Here is a 20,680-nt window from a genome sequence, read left to right as displayed (position 1 = left end):
TTAGAACTGCCCGCGCAGGACGAAGGTGAAGCGCCGGTCGGCCAGGACCCAGTTGTGTCCGGTGAAGCCGGGGTTGTTGGTGGTCGTGGGATAGCTGACCAGGATCTTTGTTGTGGCGTTGGTGAGGTTCGCGAACTCCACCCCGACCTTCAGCTTCTGCGAGAAGGTGTAGAACACCGACCCGTCGAGCTGCCCGTAGTCATCGGTCCAGGCCGGAATATTGATGTTGGCCGCGTCGGTGGTCAGCAGATAGCGTTCACGCCAATTGTAGGCGAGCCGGGCCGAGAACGGCCCGTAGTCGTACAGGCCGTTGATGTTGTACGAATTCTTCGACAACCCTTCGAGCGGCAGCTTCACGCCGGGATTGGCCGCCGCCACCTGCCCCGGATCGAACGGGTCGGCAGATGCGTTCTTGGCCCCTTCGCTATCGACGTAGGTGTAGTTGGCCTGGAGGCCAAGCCCTTTCAGCGGGCCCGGCAAGAAGTCGAAATATTGCTGATAAGCGACTTCGAAACCATCGACCGTGCCATGACCGGCGTTGTAGGGGTGCGTGGCCAGTACTGGTTCGGTGACCCCATTGTTGGTGATGTTAATGTCGCTGGTCGCGGTAGTGATGTAATTATAAATATCCTTGTGGAACGCCACTGCCGACAGGCTGCCGGTATTGGCGAAGTACCACTCTAGAGAGATATCGTAGGTATTTGCGCGGATCGGCTTGAGGTCCGGGTTCCCGGTATAGGACGTAAAGTCATAGAGGCAGTTGGCCGCCGCGTTTGCGACCGTGGACGTCTTGTTGCAGGTCGTAGTGCCATTGAGCCAGCCTGGGCTGCCACTGACGTTTACGCTCGGCAGCATCTGGGAGAAGTCCGGGCGCACGATGGATTTGGCCGCGGCGAAGCGCAGATAGAGCTTGGGCGCGATAACAAAGCGCAGGTTCAAGCTCGGCAAGACGTTGGTGTAGTCGCGTCCGCCGTTGACAGCAGATTTTCCGCCACTCAAGAAGGCCTGCTGGGCAGCCGTATAGAAGGTCGAACAGGTCGTCGGCGTATTCGGATCGGGTTGGCAAGACTGGAATGCGCCAAGCCCCTGGCCGCGCGCCTCGGTATTGACCACGCGCAGACCCACATTACCGTCCAGCGGGAAGGTGCGGCCGCCAAAGTCGATGTCATGGCCGAAATTCACCAAACCATAGGCCGCGGTCGTTTGTTCCCGCTGGTAGTTGACGCCCGATAGACCGCCGCTGGAGGTATAAGAGTTGTAGTTGCCGTTGAAGGGCGACCACGGGCCGCAGCAGGACGCCGAGCGGTTTTCCGCAGCCTCAATCAGCGATGAGGCGTGCGCAAAATTCTTCATGATGTCGATCGTGCCGGCATAGAACACGTCCGGAAGCGGGATCTGGCCACGGAAGAAATTCGACAGCGGCATGGGCGCCGAAGGCAGGCTGTTGCCCGCCGCGGTCGGCCCCTGACCGTTCAGCAAGGCGAGGCCGGCGCCCGACCAGGTCTGAGTGACGTAACCCCAGTTGAACGGCGTCTCGCGCGTGGTGGCGGTTTTGCCGGTGTGGCGCACACCGAACCGGAAACTCTTCAGCCAATCGCCATCGAAATTGTAGGATCCGTCGATCCGCTCCGCCCACTCCTCGGCCTCGTTGCGATCATGGAAGTCCATCGCCGCGTCCCAGTAGTAGTTCGCGGGATCGGAAAGCAGGTTCGAAGCCGGAATGCTGGCGCGCGGCAGGCTGCCTGTCAGGTCCAGGGTCGGCGCGCCCAGGCTGCCGTGCAACGAGTCGAACAGCGTAAAGTCGATCTGCTTGGTGGTCGCCCGGACGTATTGGATATCCGCGGACAGTGACAGCTTGTCGGTGACATCCCACTTGATGTTGATCGACGAATCCGACGTCACCGAATGGGTCGTGTTGTAGCGCTCGTCGAGCACGTCCGGTGAAACTGTCGAGCCCCCGGCGGACCCGGCGAAGGTCCCCGACTGGAAGATGCCGGCCGAATTGAAGGTGAAGCTGGTCCCGGCCGCCGGCGAGGTGCTGCCGCTGGGATCGATGCCGACCGCGTGCTCGTTTTCGCTCGAATAGGCGGCCGATCGGATATGCTGAGCCGTGACGAGGATGTTGTCCTTCGGTCGCCATTGAGCAGCGAAATCGAGACCCTGACGCTCGCGATCGAAGATCAGGCTCCGGTAGCCGAAGCCGCCGGGCACGTAGACTGTCTTGCCGGCGACGATCTCGTTGCCGTTCGCGGCGTTGTGCACATAGAACGGATCGACCGAGAAAGTATCGGTGCGGCTTTCGAAGTTCGAGTCGGCGAAATCGAACAGCAGGCCGATCTGGCCGATCGGGGTGTCCCAACGGTCGCTGAGCAAGATCGAGCCAGTCGGCTTCCAGGAATCGGCAAGGTCGCCATAGCTCATGTCGACCGCGTAGCCGATCAGATGGCCGGGTTGGTCGAACGGCAGGCGCGTGCGCAGGTTCACCGTGCCGGCGATGCCGCCCTCGATCAGCTCGGCCGAGGGGTTCTTGTAGACGTCGACGCCGGCCATCAACTCGGACGGCACATCGTCGAAGCTCAGCGAGCGGCCCTTGACCGCGGAGAAGCTGTCGCGGCCGTTGAACTCGCTGCGCACGTAGCTGAGGCCGTGGATCTGTACCCCGCTACCCTCCACCGAGATACGGTCCGCGTCGCGCGGGTCGGACGTGCGGGTGATGGTGACGCCGGGGATGCGCTGGATCGCCTCGGTGACGCTGCGGTCCGGCAAGGCGCCGATGTCGGTGGCGGTGATCGAGTCGACGATCTGGGTCGACTTCATCTTGATCGTCTGCGCGGAGCGCAGCGCCGCGCGCTGGCCGGTGACCACCACCTCGCCGACGGTGTCGATCTTCTTGGCGTCGGCCGCCGGCGCGCTGGAAGCCGCAGTCTGCGCCGCCGCTGGCAAGCCGAGCGCCAGCGCTGTCATCGCAACCGCGGATGCCCCCACCAGCAGACCTGCCCGACGCGAAAATGACTTGGCGATCATTCGTCCCCCCCGCTCCTCGCCGGCTCGGCGTCTTGGCGCCCGTCCGACTATTCATGTTACCGCTCACATCGCGATTGGCGCATCATGGCCGGACTTTTCCGAAATGCAACACAAATCATGTTACCGCTACATTGATCGACATCGAGGCAGCCAGAGCCTCGCCGGGAGGCAGGGTGGCGATGCCTTGCGCCGCTGGGTTTTCCGCATTCAGCGCGTCCGGACGGCAGCTTACGGGCTCGACGCAGAAGAAGTCATGGCCCGGCGGAGAATAGAGGTGCAGCCAGCCGAGGTTCGGCGAGGCCGACAGGGTGACGACCAGCCCCTCACCCAGGTCGATTCGCGCAGGGCCGCGCCAGCCGACATGGCAGTGGTCGATCAGGCCCGCCTGGGCCAGGGGCGCGCCGGAACGCCAATCGGCCATGGGCGGCCCCGGCGCCTCGCCGACCGGCAGGCAGGCCTCGTCGATCGCCCAGGCGCCCGAGACCTCGGTCGTCAGCGTCGCCCGGCTGCGATGGGGGAAATAGGGGTGGAAGCCCAGCGCCGCCGGGGCCGGCTCCTCCGCCAGATTGGTCAGGGCCAGGGTCAGCTCCAGGCCCTCATCGGTCAGGGCGATGGTCTGGACCGCGCGATAGGACCAGGGCCAGTCACCGCCTGGATAGTCGAAGGCCAGCACGGCGCGATCGGCCGCCGCCACTTCCACCGTCCACGCCGATAGCCAGCCGTGGCCGTGCAGCGGGTGCTGGTGGCCGGCGAGGTTGCCCGGCAGCCGCACGTCGCGCCCTCCGAAGCTGAAGACGCCGTGGGCGATGCGATTGGCATAGGGAACCAGCGGGAACGAAGCCAGGTCCAGCGGTCCCGGATCGGCCCCGGCCGCCCTCAGCACCTCGCGCCCGCCGAAGGTCAGGCGCGAAAGCCCGCCGCCGACATGCGGCAGGATCTCGAGCCGCAGCGGCCCGTGTTCGAGGACGATCGGGGTCGGGGCGCGGCTCAGGAGAGTTCGACCGCCGGCGCGCCGGCCAGGTCAGCCGGCGGCTCGGGCAGGCGCCGCCCCCAGAGCTCCTGCATCGCCTCCAGGCTGCGCCCCTTGGTCTCGGGCACGAAGCGCCAGACAAACAGGGCCGCCAGGATGCTCATCGCCCCGTAGAAGAAATAGGCGAAACCGTGGTTGAAGGCGGCGTTCAGCGCCGAATTGCCGTCGATCACCTTGAACGACCAGCTGACCACCAGGTTGGCCAGCCACTGGACCGCGACAGCGATGGCCATGGCCTGGCCCTTGATGGCGTTGGGGAAGATCTCGGCCAGCATCACCCACACGATCGGCCCCCAGGAGAAGGCGAAGCCGGCGATGTAGAGGATCACCATGACCAGGGACCATAGGCCCATCTGGTGCGAGGCGAACAGCCCGCCCAGCGCCAGCATGGAGACGGCCATGAGCACCGCGCCGGCGATCAGCAGCGGCTTGCGCCCCAGACTGTCGACCGTGGCCATGGCGACGATGGTGAACAGCACGTTGGCGGCGCCCACGACCACCGTCTGCAGCATGGCGCTGTCGGTCGAGGCCCCCATGTTCTTGAACATCATCGGGGCGTAGTAGAGCACCGCGTTGATGCCGACGAGCTGTTGGAAGACCGACAGCATCACCCCCACCAGGATCACCAGGCCGCCGAAGGCGAACAGGGGTTCGGACTTGAACTTCAGGCTGGCCTCGATCTCGCCCAGCACCTGGCGGGCGTCGGCCTCGTCGGTCAGGCGCGAGAGCACCTTGTGCGCCTCGGGATCGCGCCCCTTGAGCACCAGCCAGCGCGGGGTTTCGGGGACCAGCAGCAGGAGCCCAAAGAACAGCACCGAGGGGATGGCCTCGGAGGCGAACATCCAGCGCCAGCCGACCGTGTGCAGGTAGGTCTCATTGCCTCGCAGGGCGATGGCGTAGTTGACGAAATAGACCAGGTTCATGCCGCCGACGATGGCCAACTGCTGGAACGAGACCAGCCGGCCGCGCTCCTTGGGCGGTGAAATCTCGGCGATGTAGAGCGGGGCCAGCAGCGAGGCCAGGCCCACCCCCACCCCGCCGATCACCCGATAGACGTTGAACGGGATCAGCGCCTTCCAGCCCATGTGGCCGATGGCGCCCAGGCCGAACTCGGGCGCCGCAGAGCCCAGGGAGCAGATCAGGAACAGGAGGGCGGCGACCATCAGCCCGCGCTTGCGGCCGATCGTGTCGCCCAGCCAGCCCGCGCTCGCTCCGCCGATCACGCAGCCGAACAGGGCGCTGGCTACGGTGAAGCCGGACAGGGTCGACCGCTGGGTCTCCGGCAGGTTCAAGGGGTCGATGAAGTTGACGTCGATCGAACTGACCGCGCCCGAGATCACCGCGGTGTCGTAGCCGAACAGCAGCCCGCCCAGGGTGGTGATCAGGGTCAGGCCCAGCACCAGCGATCGGTTGTCAGCGGCGGCCATCGGCCCCTCCCCTTCTACGCGGCCCTTGGGGCCTTGCTCTTCTGTCGCCGACGACCCTACTGATAGCGGTAACATTCCGCAAGCGGCGATGTGATAGAGGGGTACAGGGCGTCGCTGAGGGCGGGAAGTCAGGAAATTGGGCGGGGCGGCGCTGGCTTCCGCAAGGCCGGCGCCTGGCCAAGATCACGATGAATTCGGATCGTATCGATCCGAATTCATGAAACGTGATCGATTCTAAAAGTTTAGAGCGGGATGCGGGCGGAAAACCGCTTCGCACTTTTCCTCATCCCGCTCTAGGCTCGACCATCGAATTGAGGGACGACCGCCATGCCCAAGATCGATCTCGCCGCCGTACCGGAGCGTCCAGGCTCGGGCTATCCGCCGCCGTTCAACCAACCTTGCGCCGACCGCATCCGGCAGCGCCTGGGCCAAGCCGGCGGGCTGGTCGATTTCGGCGTCAACTTGATGCGCCTGCCGCCGGGCGGCTGGTCGAGCCAGCGCCACTGGCATTCGCACGAGGACGAGTTCGTGTTCGTGCTTCAGGGGGAGTTGACCCTGATCGAGGATGGCGGCGAGACCTTGCTGCGCGGCGGTGACTGCGCGGCCTTCCCCAAGGGGACCGGCGACGGGCACCACTTGATCAACCGATCCAACATGGTCGCAGTCTATCTCGAAGTCGGTTCGCGCTGGCCGCTGGACCTGACCACCTGTTCCGACATCGACATGATGAGCGCCAACGCCGATGGCCGCTTCGTGCATAAGGACGGCGCGCCTTATCTGGAGACCTGAGCCGAACCGATTGTGTCGCAGCCCCGGACGGCGGCCTTCAGTGGTTGTGCCGCGGCGTCTTGGCCGCCAGTCGCTGATATTTGAGCGCCGGCTCCATCACGGCTCCGGTGTCCAGCTGGCCGACGGTGGCGCGATAGATTTCCTGCCAGGGGGTGGCGCTGGTGGGGACGGGCGGCGGCGGCTCGGCCTTGCGGCGGGCGATCTCGGCCTCGTCCACCAGGGCGTCGCAGCGGCCCGTATTGATATCAAGGCGGATCATGTCGCCGGTCTTCAGCCAGGCGAGCCCGCCGCCGACCGCGCTTTCCGGAGCGGCGTTCAGGATCGAGGGGCTGTCGGCGGTGCCGGACTGGCGCCCGTCGCCCAGGGTCGGCAGGCTGGTGACGCCGCGCTTCAGCAGCTCTGCTGGCGGGCGCATGTTGACCACCTCCGCCGAGCCCGGCCAGCCGACCGGCCCGGCGCCGCGGATCACCAGGATGCTGCGCTCGTCTATGCCCAGGGACGGGTCGTCGATGCGGGCGTGGTAGTCGTCCGAGCCGTCGAACACCACCGCCCGGGCTTCGAACACCCCTTCCCGCCCCGGCTCGGACAGGTAGCGGGCGCGGAACTCGTCCGAGATCACGCTGGTCTTCATGATCGCGAAGTCGAACAGGTTGCCCTTCAAGACCAGAAACCCGGCCCGCTCCATCAGGGGATCGGCATAGGGGCGGATCATCTCGCGGTCGGGGCTCTCACGGCCTTCGAGATTGGCGGCCATGGGCTTGCCGGTGACGGTCAGGGCGGCGCCGTCGAGCCGGCCGGCCTGCAGCAACTCCCACAGCACCGCCGGCGCGCCGCCGGCGCGGTGGAAGCGCTCGCCCAGGTATTTGCCCGCGGGCTGCATGTTGACCAGCAGCGGGATGTCGTAGGCCGCGGCCCAGTCGGCCGGCCCGATCTCGACCCCGGCATGGCGGGCCATGGCGGCGATGTGCGGCTGGGCGTTGGTCGAGCCGCCCAGGGCGGCCACCGCGGCGACGGCGTTGAGGAAGGAGGCGCGGGTCAGGATCTTGGATGGGGCCAGGTCCTCATAGGCCATGTCCACGATCCGCCGGCCGGTCTCGAACGCCATCTGGCCGCGCTCGCGATAGGGGGCTGGAATGGCGGCGCAGCCCGGCAGGGACATGCCCAGGGCCTCGGCCACCGCATTCATGGTCGAGGCCGTGCCCATGGTGTTGCAATGGCCCGGCGAGGGGGCGGAGGCGCAGGCTGCGTCGAGGAACTCATCCTCGGTGATCTCTCCGGCGGCCAGCTTGCGGCGGCTGCGCCAGATCACCGTGCCCGAGCCCACCAGTTCGCCCTCGTGCCAGCCGTCCAGCATCGGCCCGCCCGACAGCACGATGGCCGGGATGTCGACCATGGAGGCGGCCATGATCGCCGCCGGGGTGGTCTTGTCGCAGCCGGTGGTCAGAACGACCGCGTCGATCGGGTAGCCGTGCAGGATCTCGACCAGGGTCATGAACGACAGGTTGCGGTCGATCGCGGCGGTCGGGCGGCGGCAGTTCTCGAAGATCGGGTGGGTGGGGAACTCGATCGGAATGCCGCCGGCGTCGCGGATGCCGTCGCGCACCCGCTGGGCGAGGTCCAGGTGGATGCGGTTGCAGGGGGAAAGGTCGCTGCCCGACTGGGCGATGCCGATGATCGGCCGGCCCGAGCGCAGCTCGGCCGGGGTGATCCCATAGTTCATGAACCGCTCGAGATAGAGGGCGGCCATGTCGATGTGCCCGGGCGCGGCGAACCAGTCGCGGGAGCGGAACGGCTTAGCGGGGATGCGTGAACTCATGGCGGACGCGATGCTGGGGTTGGCCGGGCGTATCGACCCGGAAGGTGAAGAGGCCGCCGGCCAGGGGCTGCTCAGCGCGTCCCGCGCCGTCCAGCCCTTTCCAGGCGGTGGTGGCGTAGGCGGTCAGCAGGTCCTCGCCGCCGAAGGCGATCTTAGTGATGTTGGCGCAGGGAAAACACACCGAACGCAGAAGTTCGCCGTGCGGCGAGTAGCAGCGCACGCCCCAGCCGCCGAAGAGGCCGGTCCAGACTTTGCCGGCGGCGTCGACCGTCGGCCCGTCGGGATAGCCGCCGCGGGGCTCGATGCGGGCGAAGACGCGCTTGCCCGAAAGCTCGCCCCCTGGGCTGAGGTCGAAGGCGTAGATGACCTGTTCGAGGGTGTCGGTGTGATAGAGCCGGCGGCCGTCCGGGCTGACGGCGGGGCCGTTGGTGATCACATAGCCGGGCTCGGCGAGGCTGAGGCCCCCGGCGTCCAACCGGTACAGCGCGCCGGTCGCCTGTTCCTCGCCATCGTCCATCGAACCGAACCATAGCCGGCCGGCCGGATCGACTGCGCCGTCGTTGAGGCGATTGCCCGGCAGGCCAGGTTCGACCGGCGACGGTTCGGAGAAGGCGCCCGTGGCCGGGTCGAAGCGGCAAAGGCCGGTCTTGAGCCCGACGATGAAGCCGCCGGCCTCGCAGGGCGCCAGAAACCCGGGCGGCGCCGGCGCGGCCCAGCTTCGCCCCTCGCCGCCAGCGGGATCGAACCGATGCAGCCGCTGCTGCTTGATGTCGACGAACCACAGGGCGTTCTCGGCGGCGGACCAGACCGGCCCTTCTCCCAGCTCGGCCTGAAGCGGCCAGACGCACCGGGGCTCGAACAGCGCGCTCATCGCCAGCCGGCGTCGACCCAGTATTCGTGGCCGGTGCACATGCGCCCGTCGTCCGAGGCCAGGAACAGCACCAGCGCGGCCACGTGGTCGGGTTCCAGCCGGTTCTTCAGGCACTGCTGCGAGACGATCTCGGCCTCTTCCTCCGGCGTGTACCAGCGCAGCTGCCGAGGAGTCTTCACATTGCCCGGCACCACGGCGGTGACGCGGATCCCGTCGGGACCCAGCTCGCGCGCCAGCGCGCGGGTCATGCCCTCGATCCCCGCCTTGGCGGTCTCGTAGAGCACGAGGTCCGAGAGGCCGAGATGCCAGGAGATGGAGCCGAAATTGATGATCGCGCCGCCGCCCGCGGCCTTCATGCCCGGCGCGACCGCCTGGGCGCAGAACAGGAAGTGGCGCAGATTCACCGCGATGCGATCGTCCCAGTATTCCGGGGTGATCTCGGCCAGGCTGTGGCGATCGTCGTTGGCGGCGTTGTTGATCAGGACGTCAACCGGGTCCAGGCCGGCGAAAGTCGCCGCCACCGCGTCCAGGTCGGTCAGGTCGCAGCGATGGAACACCGGCGGATAGGCCGCGCCCGCATGCGCCTCGGCCAAGGCCTCGCTTTCGTCCTCGAGAATATCGAGGAACGCGACGCGCGCGCCCTGGGCCGCGAACGCCGCCACCATGGCGCCGCCGATGCCGGAGGCGCCGCCGGTGACCACCACGTGCCTGCCCTTCAGGCTTGGATAAACGGCTGACGACATTGGGCTCCTTAAGCCAGGCAGTAGGCGGTCTTGGTCTGGGTGTAGAATTCGATGGCGGCGAAGCCCTGCTCGCGTGCGCCATAGCTGGAGCCGCGCACGCCACCGAAGGGGACGTGGTAGTCCACGCCAGCGGTGGGCAGGTTGACCATCACCATCCCGGCCCGCACCGCGCGGCGGAAATGGGTGGCGTGCTTGAGCGAGGTGGTGACGATGCCGGCCGAGAGGCCAAAGCCGCCGGCGTTGGCGACTTCCAGCGCGGCCTCGTAGTCCTTCACCCGGACCAGGCTGGCGACGGGGCCGAACACCTCCTCGCGGTTGATGCGCATGGCCGGATCGGTCCCGGTGATCACCGCCGGGCTCATGTAGTAGCCCGGCTTGTCGAGCTTGAGCCGCTCGCCGCCGAAGGCCAGGCGCCCGCCCTCCTTCACCGCAATGTCGACGTAGGAAAGGTTCTGCTCGAACTGCCGCTCGCTGGCGGCCGGACCCATCTGGGTCGCAGGGTCCAGAGCGTCGCCGACCTTCAGCGCGGCGACCTTGGCCACCAGGGCCTCGACGAAACGGTCGTGCACGCCTTCAGTGACGATGATGCGGCTGGAGGCGGTGCAGCGCTGGCCGGTCTGGAAGAAGGCGCCGTCCAGGGCGCAGGCCACGGCGCGGTCTAGGTCGGCGTCGTCCAGCACCACCAGCGGGTTCTTGCCGCCCATCTCCATCTGCACCCGCGCCTGGCGGGCCATGGCGGCCATGCCGACCTTGGCCCCGGTGGCCTGGGAACCGGTGAAGGAGACGCCGTCGATGCCCGGGTGATTGGCGATGGCCGCTCCTGCGGCGCCGGCGCCCAGCACCAGGTTGAACACGCCTGCCGGCGCGCCGGCCTCCTGGATCAGCGCCGCCAGGGCCCGGGCCATGGCCGGCGTGGTCTCAGCCGGCTTCATCACCACCGTGTCGCCGAAGGCAAGCGCCGGGGCCGCCTTCCAGGCCGGGATGGCGATGGGGAAGTTCCAGGGCGTGATCAGGCCGAACACCCCGACCGGTTCGCGAGCGGTGGTCACCTCGACGCCGGGGCGCGTGGAATCCAGGAACTGGCCATGGCGGCGCAGGGCCTCGCCGGCGAAATACTTGAAGATGCGTCCGGCCCGGGCCACTTCGCCCACGCCTTCGGGCAGGGTCTTACCCTCCTCGCGCGACAGGAGGCGGCCAAGATCGGCGCGGCGGGCCAGGATCAGCTCTCCCACCCTGTCGAGAAGATCCGAGCGCACTTCCGGCGATGCGCCGGCCCAGGCCGGGAATGCGGCTCGTGCTGCGGCGACCGCCGCGTCCACCTCGGCTTCGCCGCCGTCGGGGGCCAGAGCGACCACCTCGCGCGTGTCTGAGGGATTCAGGCTTTCGCGCTCGGCGACGGCGGAGACGGCTTTGCCGCCGATCAGGTGGGTGAGGGTTTCGGTCATCAGAGGTCTCCCGGCGCCGGCAAAAGGCCGCGGCGCGCGAGATTGCCCATCAACTGGCCGATGCCAAGGGTCCAGGGCGGAGCCGCCTTGCTGGTGGTGACCCGGTTCTGCAGCGCGCCGAGCTTTGGGGTCGAGACCCGCACGACATCGCCGACCTTATGGGTGAAACCGCGGCCCGGGGTGTCGCGGTCCTGGGTCGGCGCGAACAGGGTCCCGAGGAACAGGGCGAAACCGTCGGGGTACTGGTGCTCGCTGAGGGCCTGGCGGACCAGCTCAAGCGGATCGCGGCTGATCTGGGCCATGGAGCTGACCCCCTCCAGCCGATACCCCTCCGGCCCGTCGATCCTCAAGGCCACCTCGGCCTGGCGCACGTCGTCCAGGGTGAAGCCCTCGTCGAACAGCCGCACGAACGGGCCGATGGCGCAGGAGGCGTTGTTGTCCTTGGCCTTGCCCAAGAGCAGCGCGCTGCGGCCCTCGAAGTCGCGCAGGTTGACGTCGTTGCCCAGGCTGGCGCCGACCGCCCGGCCAGCGCCGTCGCAGACCAGCACGATCTCGGGCTCGGGATTGTTCCAGTCGGAGTCGGAGCGCACCCCGACCTCCGCGCCTGCCCCCACCGCCGACAGCACCGGGGCCTTGGTGAAGATCTCGGCGTCGGGGCCGATGGCGACTTCCAGGTATTGCGACCAGAGGCCGTCGGCGATCAGGGCCTTCTTCAGCCGCGCCGCTGCGGGCGAGCCCGGTTGGACCGCGCGGATGTCGGCGCCCACCCGCTCCTTCAGCGCCTCGCGGATCGCCAGAGCCCTGCCGGCGTCCCCTCGCGCGCGCTCCTCGATCACCCGCTCGACCGCCGAGACGGCGAAGGTCACGCCGGCGGCCTTCACACACTGCAGGTCGATGGGGGCCAGGAGCACCGCGGCGATGTCGAAAGCCAGTTCGTCGATTCGGCCGAGCGAGCGGCCGGCGCCTTCGGCCAGCGGCCAGGCGTCCATCAGGGCCGAGACGGTGGGTACGATCGCCGAAACGTCGAACACCTCGCCCCGGCGCACCAGGATCGGCGTCGGCCCCTCGCCCAGATCGGCGCGGCCGACCAGGGTCGCCGCGCGCCAGTCCACCGGCAGAAGATCAAGCACTGACGCCGTCCATGGAGTTGTCGCCCCTACCCATCCGGCGCAGAACTGGCGCCGCCTTGTTTGGTAGCGCTACCAATCTACGTGGTGGGTTCGCCTGTCAAGGGTGGTTTGCGGATTTGAGGCATCACAGCTCTGAGGCGAGCCGGCGCTCAGCCTGTGTGGGCCGCGGTCGAATCCCGCTTCACCAGGGTGTATTTCAAGAGCTTGTGCGCCACCTCGGGCGGCTGGCCGCCTCGTTTGCGGCGAATCTGCTCGATCAGCAGCACCACCGCCGCCCGCGCCATCTCGCCGATCGGCTGGCGCACCGTGGTCAGGTTCGGCCAGACCGTTGTCGCCAGCGCCGTGTCGTCGAAGCCGGCGACGGTCAGGTCGCGGGGCACGTCCAGGCCCATGCGATGGGCGACAGCGACGGTGGCGGCGGCCATGTCGTCGTTGCTGGCGAAGATGGCGCTGGGCCTGGCGCCCTTCTTGAGCAGGGCCTCGGCGGCGTCGAGGCCGGAGCGATAGGTGAAATAGCCCTGCACCACATGGCCCTTGGCGACCTGGGCGCCCGCCTCGGCCATGGCGGCGTCAAAGCCACGCTCGCGCTCGGCGCTGGCGGTCTGGTTCGGGTTGCCCTTGATGAAGGCGATGTCGCGATGGCCGAGCGACAACAGGTGCCGGGTCATCGCCCGTGCGGCCTCGAAGTCGTCGATCCGCACCGCCGGCAGGTCTTCCCGCTCCCGCCCGGTGGCCACGGCGACCACCGGCGCGCCCGAGCCGATCAAGGCTTTCTGCGCGGTCTCGGAATCACACAGGGGCGGCGGCAGGATCACCCCATCGGCGCCGGCGGCCAGCAGCTTCTCGATCGCCGCCTGCTCGCTCTTGGGCCCGTCACATTTCTCGATCAGCAGCTGACACCCGCTCTGGCTGCTCTGCTCCAGGCAGCCGACCAGGAACTCGCTGAGATAGGCGGCGCTGGGATTGGAATAGAGCAGGCCGATCTTCAGGGCGTCGGCGCTGGCCAGGCTGCGCGCGGCAAGGTTCGGCGAATAGTTCAGCGCCTTGATCGAGGCTGCGACCTTGGCGCGGGTCGGCTCGCGCACGTTGCTCTCGCCGTTGACCACCCGCGAGACCGTCATCGGCGAGACGCCGGCGTGGCGCGCCACGTCGCGGATGGTCACCACGTTGCTGCCGCGGCGCGCGGTCCTCTTGTTCACGTCCTGGTTCCTCATGCGCCGGAGACTCGCAAAGCCCCGCATTCAAAGACAAGCTGCCGCCACGCAAGCGATTTTTTCAAGTATCGGGCGGCCTGCGCCCCCGGCGCCCCGATTGCGTGCGCAGCCCAGCCCGGTCCGGCGCCTGCCCTATTGGACATTCGGCCAGCCTTGGCCGATGGTCGCACCTGCTTCGCGCAAGGACAATCTTGGTGGATACAGCCTCTCCCGTCGCGGCCCCCCGCACCCGGCGCCGCAAAAAGCCCGAGGACCGGCGACAGGACCTGCTGGACGCAGCCGTCGCCTGCCTGGCCGAGCACGGCCCGCGGGGCGCCACGGGGCGAGAGGTCTGCCGGCGCGCGGGCGTGTCGCACGGCCTGCTGCAGCACTATTTCGGCGCCCAGGAGGACCTGTTTCTCGAGGCCTACGAGGCGCTGTCGGCGCGCTTCCTGGACGACCTGGCCCGCGCCCTTGGCGCAGCGAGCGAGCCGCGGATCGCCCTGCGGGCCCTATTCCAGGCGCTGTTTTCGAAGGACTGGGGCGGCGCAGACATCTTCGGAGCCTGGATCGCCTTCTGGTCCATGGTCGGCTCGGACCCGCGCTTCGCCCGCGTACACGACGAGCACAAGCGCCGGCAGGAAAGCCTGCTGGCCACGGCTTTCCAGAGGCGAGCGCCGACAGCCGCCGGCCTGCCCGCCGAGGACTGCGCCATGCTGATGTCGGCGGTGATGGACGGCCTGTGGTTGGAATTCTGCCTGTCGCCGGGCGCCCTCGCGGCCGAACGCGCCGTCGACCTCTGCTGCAAGGCGCTCGATCGCATTCTGGGCGAAGCGGAAGCCCCGAACTGATCGGCGCTTAGGCAAGACTCGGATCGTCGCAAAAGGTGATCGTCAAAGGAAAAGACTGCGCCCGGTGCACTCTGACCCTTGAAAATCAAGCAAAACCCAAAATTCTGTCGTTCCATTTTGGCTATAGCGACTTGGCAGCATCGCCTTTAAGCTGCGCCTGTTAAAGGGCGAGACACTTGGACAGTCCGGCGAGAAATCAACGGCTAGTCGAAGTATTAAAAATCGCGCTCCTGACGGGAGCGGCGGTGTTCGTCACCACTTGGCTCAGCGTCCTGATCAGCACCTATACCAAGGGGGTGGTGCCAATCTGGCCGGCCAACGCCGTGGTGCTGGCGGCGATGCTGGCGCGGCCCGAGGGCCAGTGGGCGCCGCTGCTGGCATTCGGCTTTGTGGGCGGCCTCCTGGGCAACCTCGCCGGCGGCAACCCGACGGCCTTGAGCGTGATCCTTTCGGCCTCCAATGCGATCGAGGTTTCGATCTGCAGCTTCGGCCTGCGCTTCGTGCTGAAGGGGCCGCCGGATTTTTCCAAGCGCCGGGACCTCGTGACCTTCGTGCTGCTCTGCTCGGCGGCGGCGATCACCTCGGCCCTGACCACCTCCCGCTTCTTCGAAGGTTATCGGGGGCGCGAGTCGCTGCGCGACATCCTGATGTGGACCCTGTCCGACGGGCTCGGGCTGCTGATCGTGACGCCGGCCTTGATCAGTTTCACCGGGCCGAAACTCCGGGCCGCGCTTGGCGGCGCCGGGAAATGGCGCGCAGCGGCCATGCTCGCGGCCTTCGCCGCCACCGACTGCATGGCCTTCCTGCAGACCCGCTATTCTGTGCTCTTCGTCGTCTCGGCAGCGATGCTGGTGCTGGTGTTCGAGCTTGAGACAGTCGGCGCAGCAGCCGGCCTGGTCTTGACGGCCCTGATCGGCGAGGGTCTTAGCGTTTTCGGCTTCGGCCCGACCCCCCTGGTCGGCCAGACCGCGCATGAGAGCGAGCTTTCGCTGCAGATCTTCCTGGGCGTGTCGGCGGTGCTGAACCTTTCAGTGGGCGCGGCCCTGGCTCGCAGCCGCCGCCTGCAGGCTGACCTGGCCGAAAGCGAGGCGCGCTATCGCCTGCTGACCGACAAGGCGGTCGACATCACCCTGCGCTACGATCCCGACTGGATCATCGAATTCGTCTCGCCGGCCGTGCGGCGCCTCGGATACGAGCCTGCAGCCCTGATCGGAACCAAGGTGACCGATCTGATGCACCCGAAAGACCGAGCCTCCACGCGCCGCGCCAGGAGCGCCCTGGCGGGGGGCGCGCGGGACCTGGATGCGGCCGATCTCGAATTCCGCGTGCGATGCGCCGACGGAAAGTGGGTCTGGATGCAGGGCAGTCCCTCACCCCTGACCAACGACAAGGGCGAAGTCACCGGCGCCCTTTCGGTCTGGCGCGATGTCAGCGTGCGCAAGGCGGCCGAGCTGGCCCTGGCGGAAAGCGAAGCCAAGTTCCGCATGCTGGCCGAAAACGTCAGCGACGTGATCACCAGGGCCGACCTGAATGGCGTGCTGACCTATCTGTCTCCATCCTGCGAGACGGTGTTCGGCTACAAGCCGGAGGAGTTGGTCGGCCGCAACAGCCTCGACTACATGCACCCAGACGATCGGGCGCGGGTGTCGGCGCGGGTGCGCGCGGTGATCGAGCACCCAGCCACCGGGCTTTCGATCCGCCTAGAGTACCGTCTGAAACGCAAGGATGGCCAATACGCCTGGATCGAGGCCGATCCGACCTTGGTGCTGGACCCTCAAAGCGGGCGGCCGATCGCGATCCAGGATTGCGTGCGCGACGTCAGCGCCCGCAAGGCGCTGGAGGCCGAACTGGTGCGCAAGCAGCGCGAGGCCGAGGCGGCGACCATCGCAAAGAGCGATTTCCTGGCCAATATGAGCCACGAGATCAGGACCCCGCTGACCGGCATCATCGGCTTCGGCGCGCTCCTGGAAGAGGTCAAGGGCCTGCCGCCGGCCGCCGTCCGCCATATCGCGCGCATCACCACCGCCAGCCAGACCCTGTTGTCGGTGGTCAACGACATCCTGGACTTCTCCAAGATCGACGCCGGCCAGATCGAGCTGGACCCGCACGCCTTCGCCCCCGCCGCCTTCATCACCGAGACCGTCACCCTGGTCTCCAGCCACGCCGCGGCCAAGGGATTGGCGCTGGAGGTCCGGCCCTCAGGCGCCCTGCCGGTCGCGGCCTTCGCCGACTGGGCCCGCATCCGCCAGATCCTGCTGAACCTGCTGACCAACGCGATCAAGTTCACCGAGGGCGGCTCTGTGACCGTGATCGCCGACTATACGATGGCCCTCGGCGGGTCGTTGCGCTTCGAGGTGATCGACACCGGCATCGGCGTGCCCGAGGAGCTGTCGCACCGGCTGTTCCAGCGCTTCTCCCAGGTCGACGGGTCGATCTCGCGCGAGTTCGGCGGGACGGGCCTGGGCCTCGCCATCTGCAAGGGGCTAGTGGATGCGATGGGCGGCGAGATCGGGGTCGAAAGCCAGCTCGGGCAGGGCTCGACCTTCTGGTTCACCGTCCCCGCCCCTGCGGCCGACCAGGTCGAGGCCGAGCCGGCCCGGGAGAGCGGCGCCTTCGAGGTCGGCGCCTTGCGCATCCTCCTCGTGGACGACGTGGAGATGAACCGCGCGCTGGTGGTGGCCATGCTGACGCCGTTCGACGTCGAGGTGGTCGAAGCCGCCGGCGGCGCCGAGGCGGTCAGCGCGGCCATGCAGCAGCCCTTCGACCTGATCCTGATGGACCTGCAGATGCCCGGCATGGACGGCCTGGCCGCTTCCCGCGCCATCCGCGCCAATTCCAACCTCAACTACGAGACGCCGATCCTGGCCCTCAGCGCCAACATCTTGCCGGCGCACTTGGCCGCCTGTCGCGAGGCCGGCATGAACGACCATATCGCCAAGCCGATTCGGCCGGAGGACCTTTTGGGCAAGATCGCCCACTGGGGCGAACCTCAGCGGACAGCGGCGGCTGCTGACGGCTCGACCGCCCGCGCCTGAGAGGGTCAACTGTCGGAAAAGCCGAAGGGCGCCATGGCGCGACTGTAGTCGTCAGGCAGCACCTGGCGGCCGATCGGCGGGGCGGACCTGGCCGTGCAGCGCGCCCGCTGGCACAGGCGGCAGGTGACCCCAATCGGCGTCGCTTCCACCTGGGCGAGGTCGCCCTGGCCTTGGGTATAGATCAGCCGGCCCGCGTGCTCGGCCGCACAGCCGAGGGCGATAGCCCGCTCGACCCTGGGCGCGCCATAGGCCCCGCCGCCGGCGGTGACCGTTCGGGCGATGGAGAAGAAGCGCTGCCCGTCCGGCAGCTCCAGCCACTGGGTGACGATCTCGCGCGGGGTCTTGAAGACGTTGTGCAACGACCACAGGGGGCAGGCGCCGCCGTGCCGGGCGAAGGGAAAGCCGGCGCCGTCCAGCCGCTTGGAGACGTTGCCCGCTGGATCGACCCGGATGAAGAAGAACGGCACCCGCTCCTGCCCCGGCTTCTGCAGCGTGGTCAGGCGGTGGGCGGTCTGCTCGAAGCTGGCGCTGAACTGACGCGCCAGGGCCTCGACGTCGTAGCGCCGGGCCTCGGCCGCCCGGGCGAAGGCGGCATAGGGCATCAGTATGGCGGCGGCGGCGTAGCTGGCCAATGCGCGGCGGGCCAGGCGCTCGCCGCTGTCGCTGGCGAAGCTGCCGTCCTTCAGCGCCAGGTCCATCTCGTCCCTCAGCTCCAGATAGGCGAGTTGCAGGGCCAGCTGGAAGGTCTGGCTGGCGGTGTCCAGGCTGTCGTCGAGCAGCACCTCGTCATGGTGCCGGTCCAGCCGTCGCAGCGATCCGACCATCACCTCGGGCGGCAGGCGGCGCACGCGAAAGCCGTGCCGGGCCTTCAGCCGCTCGATCAGCCCCGCCTGGCCGCCGGCCTGCTGCGACAGCCGCTCGGCCGCCTCGTCCAGGGCCGGGAAACAGTTGCGGCGGGCGGCCAGGAAGCGCCGCGCCTCGCCGACGGGATCGGTGGAGTCCGCGTCCGGACTGGAGCCCGCCCGCGCCTCCGCGCCCCGGTCGGCCAGGGCCAGCTGCTCTTCCTTGTAGGCGGTGTAGACGCGCAGCAGGGCCTCGGCGACGCCGGGATAGCTGGCGGCCACGTCGGCGGCCTCCAGCGGCGGCAAGTCGATGTCGGCGAACATCGGGTCCTTCAGCACCCCTTGCAGCCGCGCGGTGTATTCGGCCCCGCCGTCCCCGGCGATCTCGGCCATGTCCATCTTGTAGGTGCGCGCCAGACGCAGCAGCATGTCGGCGGTCAGGGGCCGCTGGTTGCGCTCCAGAAGCGCCACATAGGACGGCGAGATCTCCAGGTCGGCCGCCATGGCCGTCTGGGTCAGGCCCAGGTCGCGCCGCAGCCGACGCAGGCGCGGCCCCATGAAGACGGGTCTCTGGCTGGACATCCGGCCCGGCCCTCCGATCAGATTGTCACATTCTTACATCATTACAGGTATTGTTTGTAAAGTGTGACAGCTTGGCTTCGATCGCTCTCCGCACGGAGCAAGCCCCGCGCTATCGCCCAGGTCAGTTCTCCTCCCGACTGATGGATCCGGCATATGACCTACCAAGGCGCGATCACCCCGACCGAACAGCGCACGCCCTATTCGGGCCTCGTGGCCAAGGCCCAGAAGCTCATCGAGAGCAAGGGCGGGACCTGGGACGGCATCAGCGCCGAGGGCGTGGCCCGCATGCAGCTGCAGAACCGTTTCCAGTCGGGCCTGGACATCGCCCGCTACACCGCCGCGATCATGCGCGCCGACATGGCCGCCTATGACGCCGACGCCGCCAACTACACCCAGTCGCTGGGCTGCTGGCACGGCTTTATCGGCCAGCAGAAGATGATCTCGATCAAGAAGCACTTCGGCACCACCAAGGGCCGCTACCTCTACCTGTCCGGCTGGATGGTCGCCGCCCTGCGCTCCGAGTTCGGCCCCCTGCCCGACCAGTCGATGCACGAAAAGACCTCGGTCCCGGCCCTGATCGAAGAGCTGTACACCTTCCTGCGCCAGGCCGACGCCCGCGAGCTGGGCCTCATGTTCCGCGACCTCGACGCCGCCCGCGCGGCCGGCGATGCGGCCAAGGAAAAGGCCCTGGCGGAAAAGATCGACAACTATCAGACCCACGTGGTCCCGATCATCGCCGACATCGACGCCGGCTTCGGCAACGCAGAGGCCACCTACCTGTTGGCCAAGAAGATGATCGAGGCCGGCGCCTGCGCCCTGCAGATCGAAAACCAGGTCTCGGACGAAAAGCAGTGCGGCCACCAGGACGGCAAGGTCACCGTCCCGCACGACGACTTCCTGGCCAAGGTCCGCGCCTGCCGCTACGCCTTCCTGGAACTGGGCATCGAGGACGGGATCATCGTCACCCGCACCGACAGCCTGGGCGCGGGCCTAACCAAGCAGATCGCGTTCTCGAGCCAGCCGGGCGACATCGGCGACCAGTACAACAGCTTCCTCGACTGCGAAGAGCTGGCCCCCGGCGACTTCAAGAACGGCGACGTGGTCATCAACCGCGGCGGCAAGCTGATGCGCCCCAAGCGCCTGCCCTCCAACCTGTTCCAGTTCCGTTCCGGCACCGGCGAGGACCGCTGCGTCCTGGACTGCATCACCTCGCTGCAGAACGGCGCCGACCTTTTGTGGATCGAGACCGAAAAGCCGCACATCGAACAGATCGCCGGCATGGTCGACCGCATCCGCGAAGTGATCCCGAACGCCAAGCTGGTCTACAACAACTCGCCCTCGTTCAACTGGACCATCAACTTCCGCCAGCAGGTCTATGACGCCTGGAAGGCGGCGGGCAAGGACGTCTCGGCCTATGACCGCGCCGGCCTGATGAGCGTGGAGTACGACGCGACCGAACTGGCCGCCGAGGCCGACGAGCGCATCCGCACCTTCCAGCGCGACGCCTCCAAGCGGGCGGGCATCTTCCACCACCTGATCACGCTGCCGACCTACCACACCGCGGCCCTGTCCACCGACAACCTGGCCAAGGAGTATTTCGGCGAGCAGGGCATGCTGGGCTACGTGCTGAACGTCCAGCGCCAGGAGATCCGCCAGGGCATCGCCTGCGTGAAGCACCAGAACATGTCCGGCTCGGACATCGGCGACGACCACAAGGAGTACTTTGCCGGGGAGGCGGCCCTGAAGGCCGGCGGCAAGGACAACACCATGAACCAGTTCGGCTAAAACCCAACGGCCCGATAGTTTGTGGTGTGAACGGCCCGGGGCGCACATCCCCGGGCCGTTCTGCGTTTCATGCAGGCGGTGCAGACAGGCGCCCAGCTGGCTACAGCGCGGATTCGC

General features: G+C 67.8%; 14 protein-coding genes. 4 read left to right on the top strand and 10 right to left on the bottom strand.

The features are described from left to right. The 3 genes from KCG34_RS25105 to xylE form a co-directional block, all read right to left on the bottom strand. Nucleotides 1–3,024 (bottom strand): TonB-dependent receptor, encoded by a 3,024-nt coding sequence (locus KCG34_RS25105; protein WP_211938319.1) that lies wholly within the window; start codon nt 3,022–3,024, stop codon nt 1–3. 115 nt (nt 3,025–3,139) lie between these two features. Next, nucleotides 3,140–3,907 (bottom strand): aldose 1-epimerase, encoded by a 768-nt coding sequence (locus tag KCG34_RS25100; RefSeq protein WP_249138151.1) that lies wholly within the window; start codon nt 3,905–3,907, stop codon nt 3,140–3,142. 104 nt (nt 3,908–4,011) lie between these two features. Continuing rightward, nucleotides 4,012–5,481, bottom strand: coding sequence for a D-xylose transporter XylE (gene xylE / locus KCG34_RS25095; RefSeq protein WP_249138150.1), 1,470 nt, complete (start codon nt 5,479–5,481; stop codon nt 4,012–4,014). A 327-nt stretch (nt 5,482–5,808) separates the two neighbouring features. Here xylE and KCG34_RS25090 point away from each other — a divergent pair, with 327 nt between their 5' ends. Beyond that, nucleotides 5,809–6,270 (top strand): cupin domain-containing protein, encoded by a 462-nt coding sequence (locus KCG34_RS25090; protein WP_211938317.1) that lies wholly within the window; start codon nt 5,809–5,811, stop codon nt 6,268–6,270. Between the two features lie 37 nt (nt 6,271–6,307). Here KCG34_RS25090 and xylD read toward each other — a convergent pair whose 3' ends face one another. The 6 genes from xylD to KCG34_RS25060 form a co-directional block, all read right to left on the bottom strand. Further along, entirely contained in the window at nt 6,308–8,086 is a 1,779-nt protein-coding gene (xylD, locus tag KCG34_RS25085; RefSeq protein WP_211938316.1) for a xylonate dehydratase XylD, read from the bottom strand. Next, nucleotides 8,064–8,957 carry an SMP-30/gluconolactonase/LRE family protein gene (locus KCG34_RS25080; protein WP_211938315.1) on the bottom strand — a complete coding sequence of 298 codons (894 nt, stop codon included), beginning with the start codon at nt 8,955–8,957 and terminating at the stop codon, nt 8,064–8,066. The genes xylD and KCG34_RS25080 overlap by 23 nt, the downstream gene beginning before the upstream one ends. Further along, the gene (gene xylB, locus KCG34_RS25075; RefSeq protein ID WP_211938314.1) at nt 8,954–9,700 is read right to left on the bottom strand and encodes a D-xylose 1-dehydrogenase; all 747 of its coding nucleotides are present in this window, start codon (nt 9,698–9,700) and stop codon (nt 8,954–8,956) included. Before xylB ends, KCG34_RS25080 begins: the two co-directional genes overlap by 4 nt. Nucleotides 9,701–9,708: 8 nt before the next feature. Further along, on the bottom strand, nt 9,709–11,145 hold the full coding sequence (locus KCG34_RS25070) for an aldehyde dehydrogenase family protein (RefSeq protein WP_211938313.1): 1,437 nt from the start codon (nt 11,143–11,145) through the stop codon (nt 9,709–9,711). Further along, nucleotides 11,145–12,275 carry a fumarylacetoacetate hydrolase family protein gene (locus KCG34_RS25065; RefSeq protein ID WP_211938312.1) on the bottom strand — a complete coding sequence of 377 codons (1,131 nt, stop codon included), beginning with the start codon at nt 12,273–12,275 and terminating at the stop codon, nt 11,145–11,147. Before KCG34_RS25065 ends, KCG34_RS25070 begins: the two co-directional genes overlap by 1 nt. Nucleotides 12,276–12,424: 149 nt before the next feature. Beyond that, nucleotides 12,425–13,474: a LacI family DNA-binding transcriptional regulator gene (locus tag KCG34_RS25060; RefSeq protein WP_249138149.1), complete on the bottom strand. Its 1,050-nt coding sequence runs from the start codon at nt 13,472–13,474 to the stop codon at nt 12,425–12,427. 209 nt (nt 13,475–13,683) lie between these two features. Here KCG34_RS25060 and KCG34_RS25055 point away from each other — a divergent pair, with 209 nt between their 5' ends. Both KCG34_RS25055 and KCG34_RS25050 read left to right on the top strand, forming a co-directional pair. Continuing rightward, a complete protein-coding gene (locus KCG34_RS25055) occupies nt 13,684–14,319 on the top strand; it encodes a TetR/AcrR family transcriptional regulator (protein WP_211938310.1) in 636 nt (211 codons plus the stop codon). Between the two features lie 245 nt (nt 14,320–14,564). Beyond that, a complete protein-coding gene (locus KCG34_RS25050) occupies nt 14,565–17,354 on the top strand; it encodes a PAS domain S-box protein (protein WP_211938309.1) in 2,790 nt (929 codons plus the stop codon). 5 nt (nt 17,355–17,359) lie between these two features. Here the strand turns inward: KCG34_RS25050 and KCG34_RS25045 are convergent, their stop codons facing one another. Continuing rightward, nucleotides 17,360–18,778, bottom strand: coding sequence for a helix-turn-helix domain-containing protein (locus tag KCG34_RS25045; protein WP_211938308.1), 1,419 nt, complete (start codon nt 18,776–18,778; stop codon nt 17,360–17,362). Nucleotides 18,779–18,931: 153 nt separating this feature from the next. On the opposite strand from KCG34_RS25045, the gene KCG34_RS25040 reads away from it, so the two are divergent. Continuing rightward, complete coding sequence (locus KCG34_RS25040; RefSeq protein WP_211938307.1) at nt 18,932–20,563, top strand: isocitrate lyase; 1,632 nt, start codon at nt 18,932–18,934, stop codon at nt 20,561–20,563. Nucleotides 20,564–20,680 lie beyond the last annotated feature (117 nt).

It is taken from the genome of Phenylobacterium montanum, from assembly GCF_018135625.1.
Lineage (GTDB): Bacteria > Pseudomonadota > Alphaproteobacteria > Caulobacterales > Caulobacteraceae > Poindextera > Poindextera montana.
This window is presented reverse-complemented; position numbering and strand designations above follow the sequence as displayed.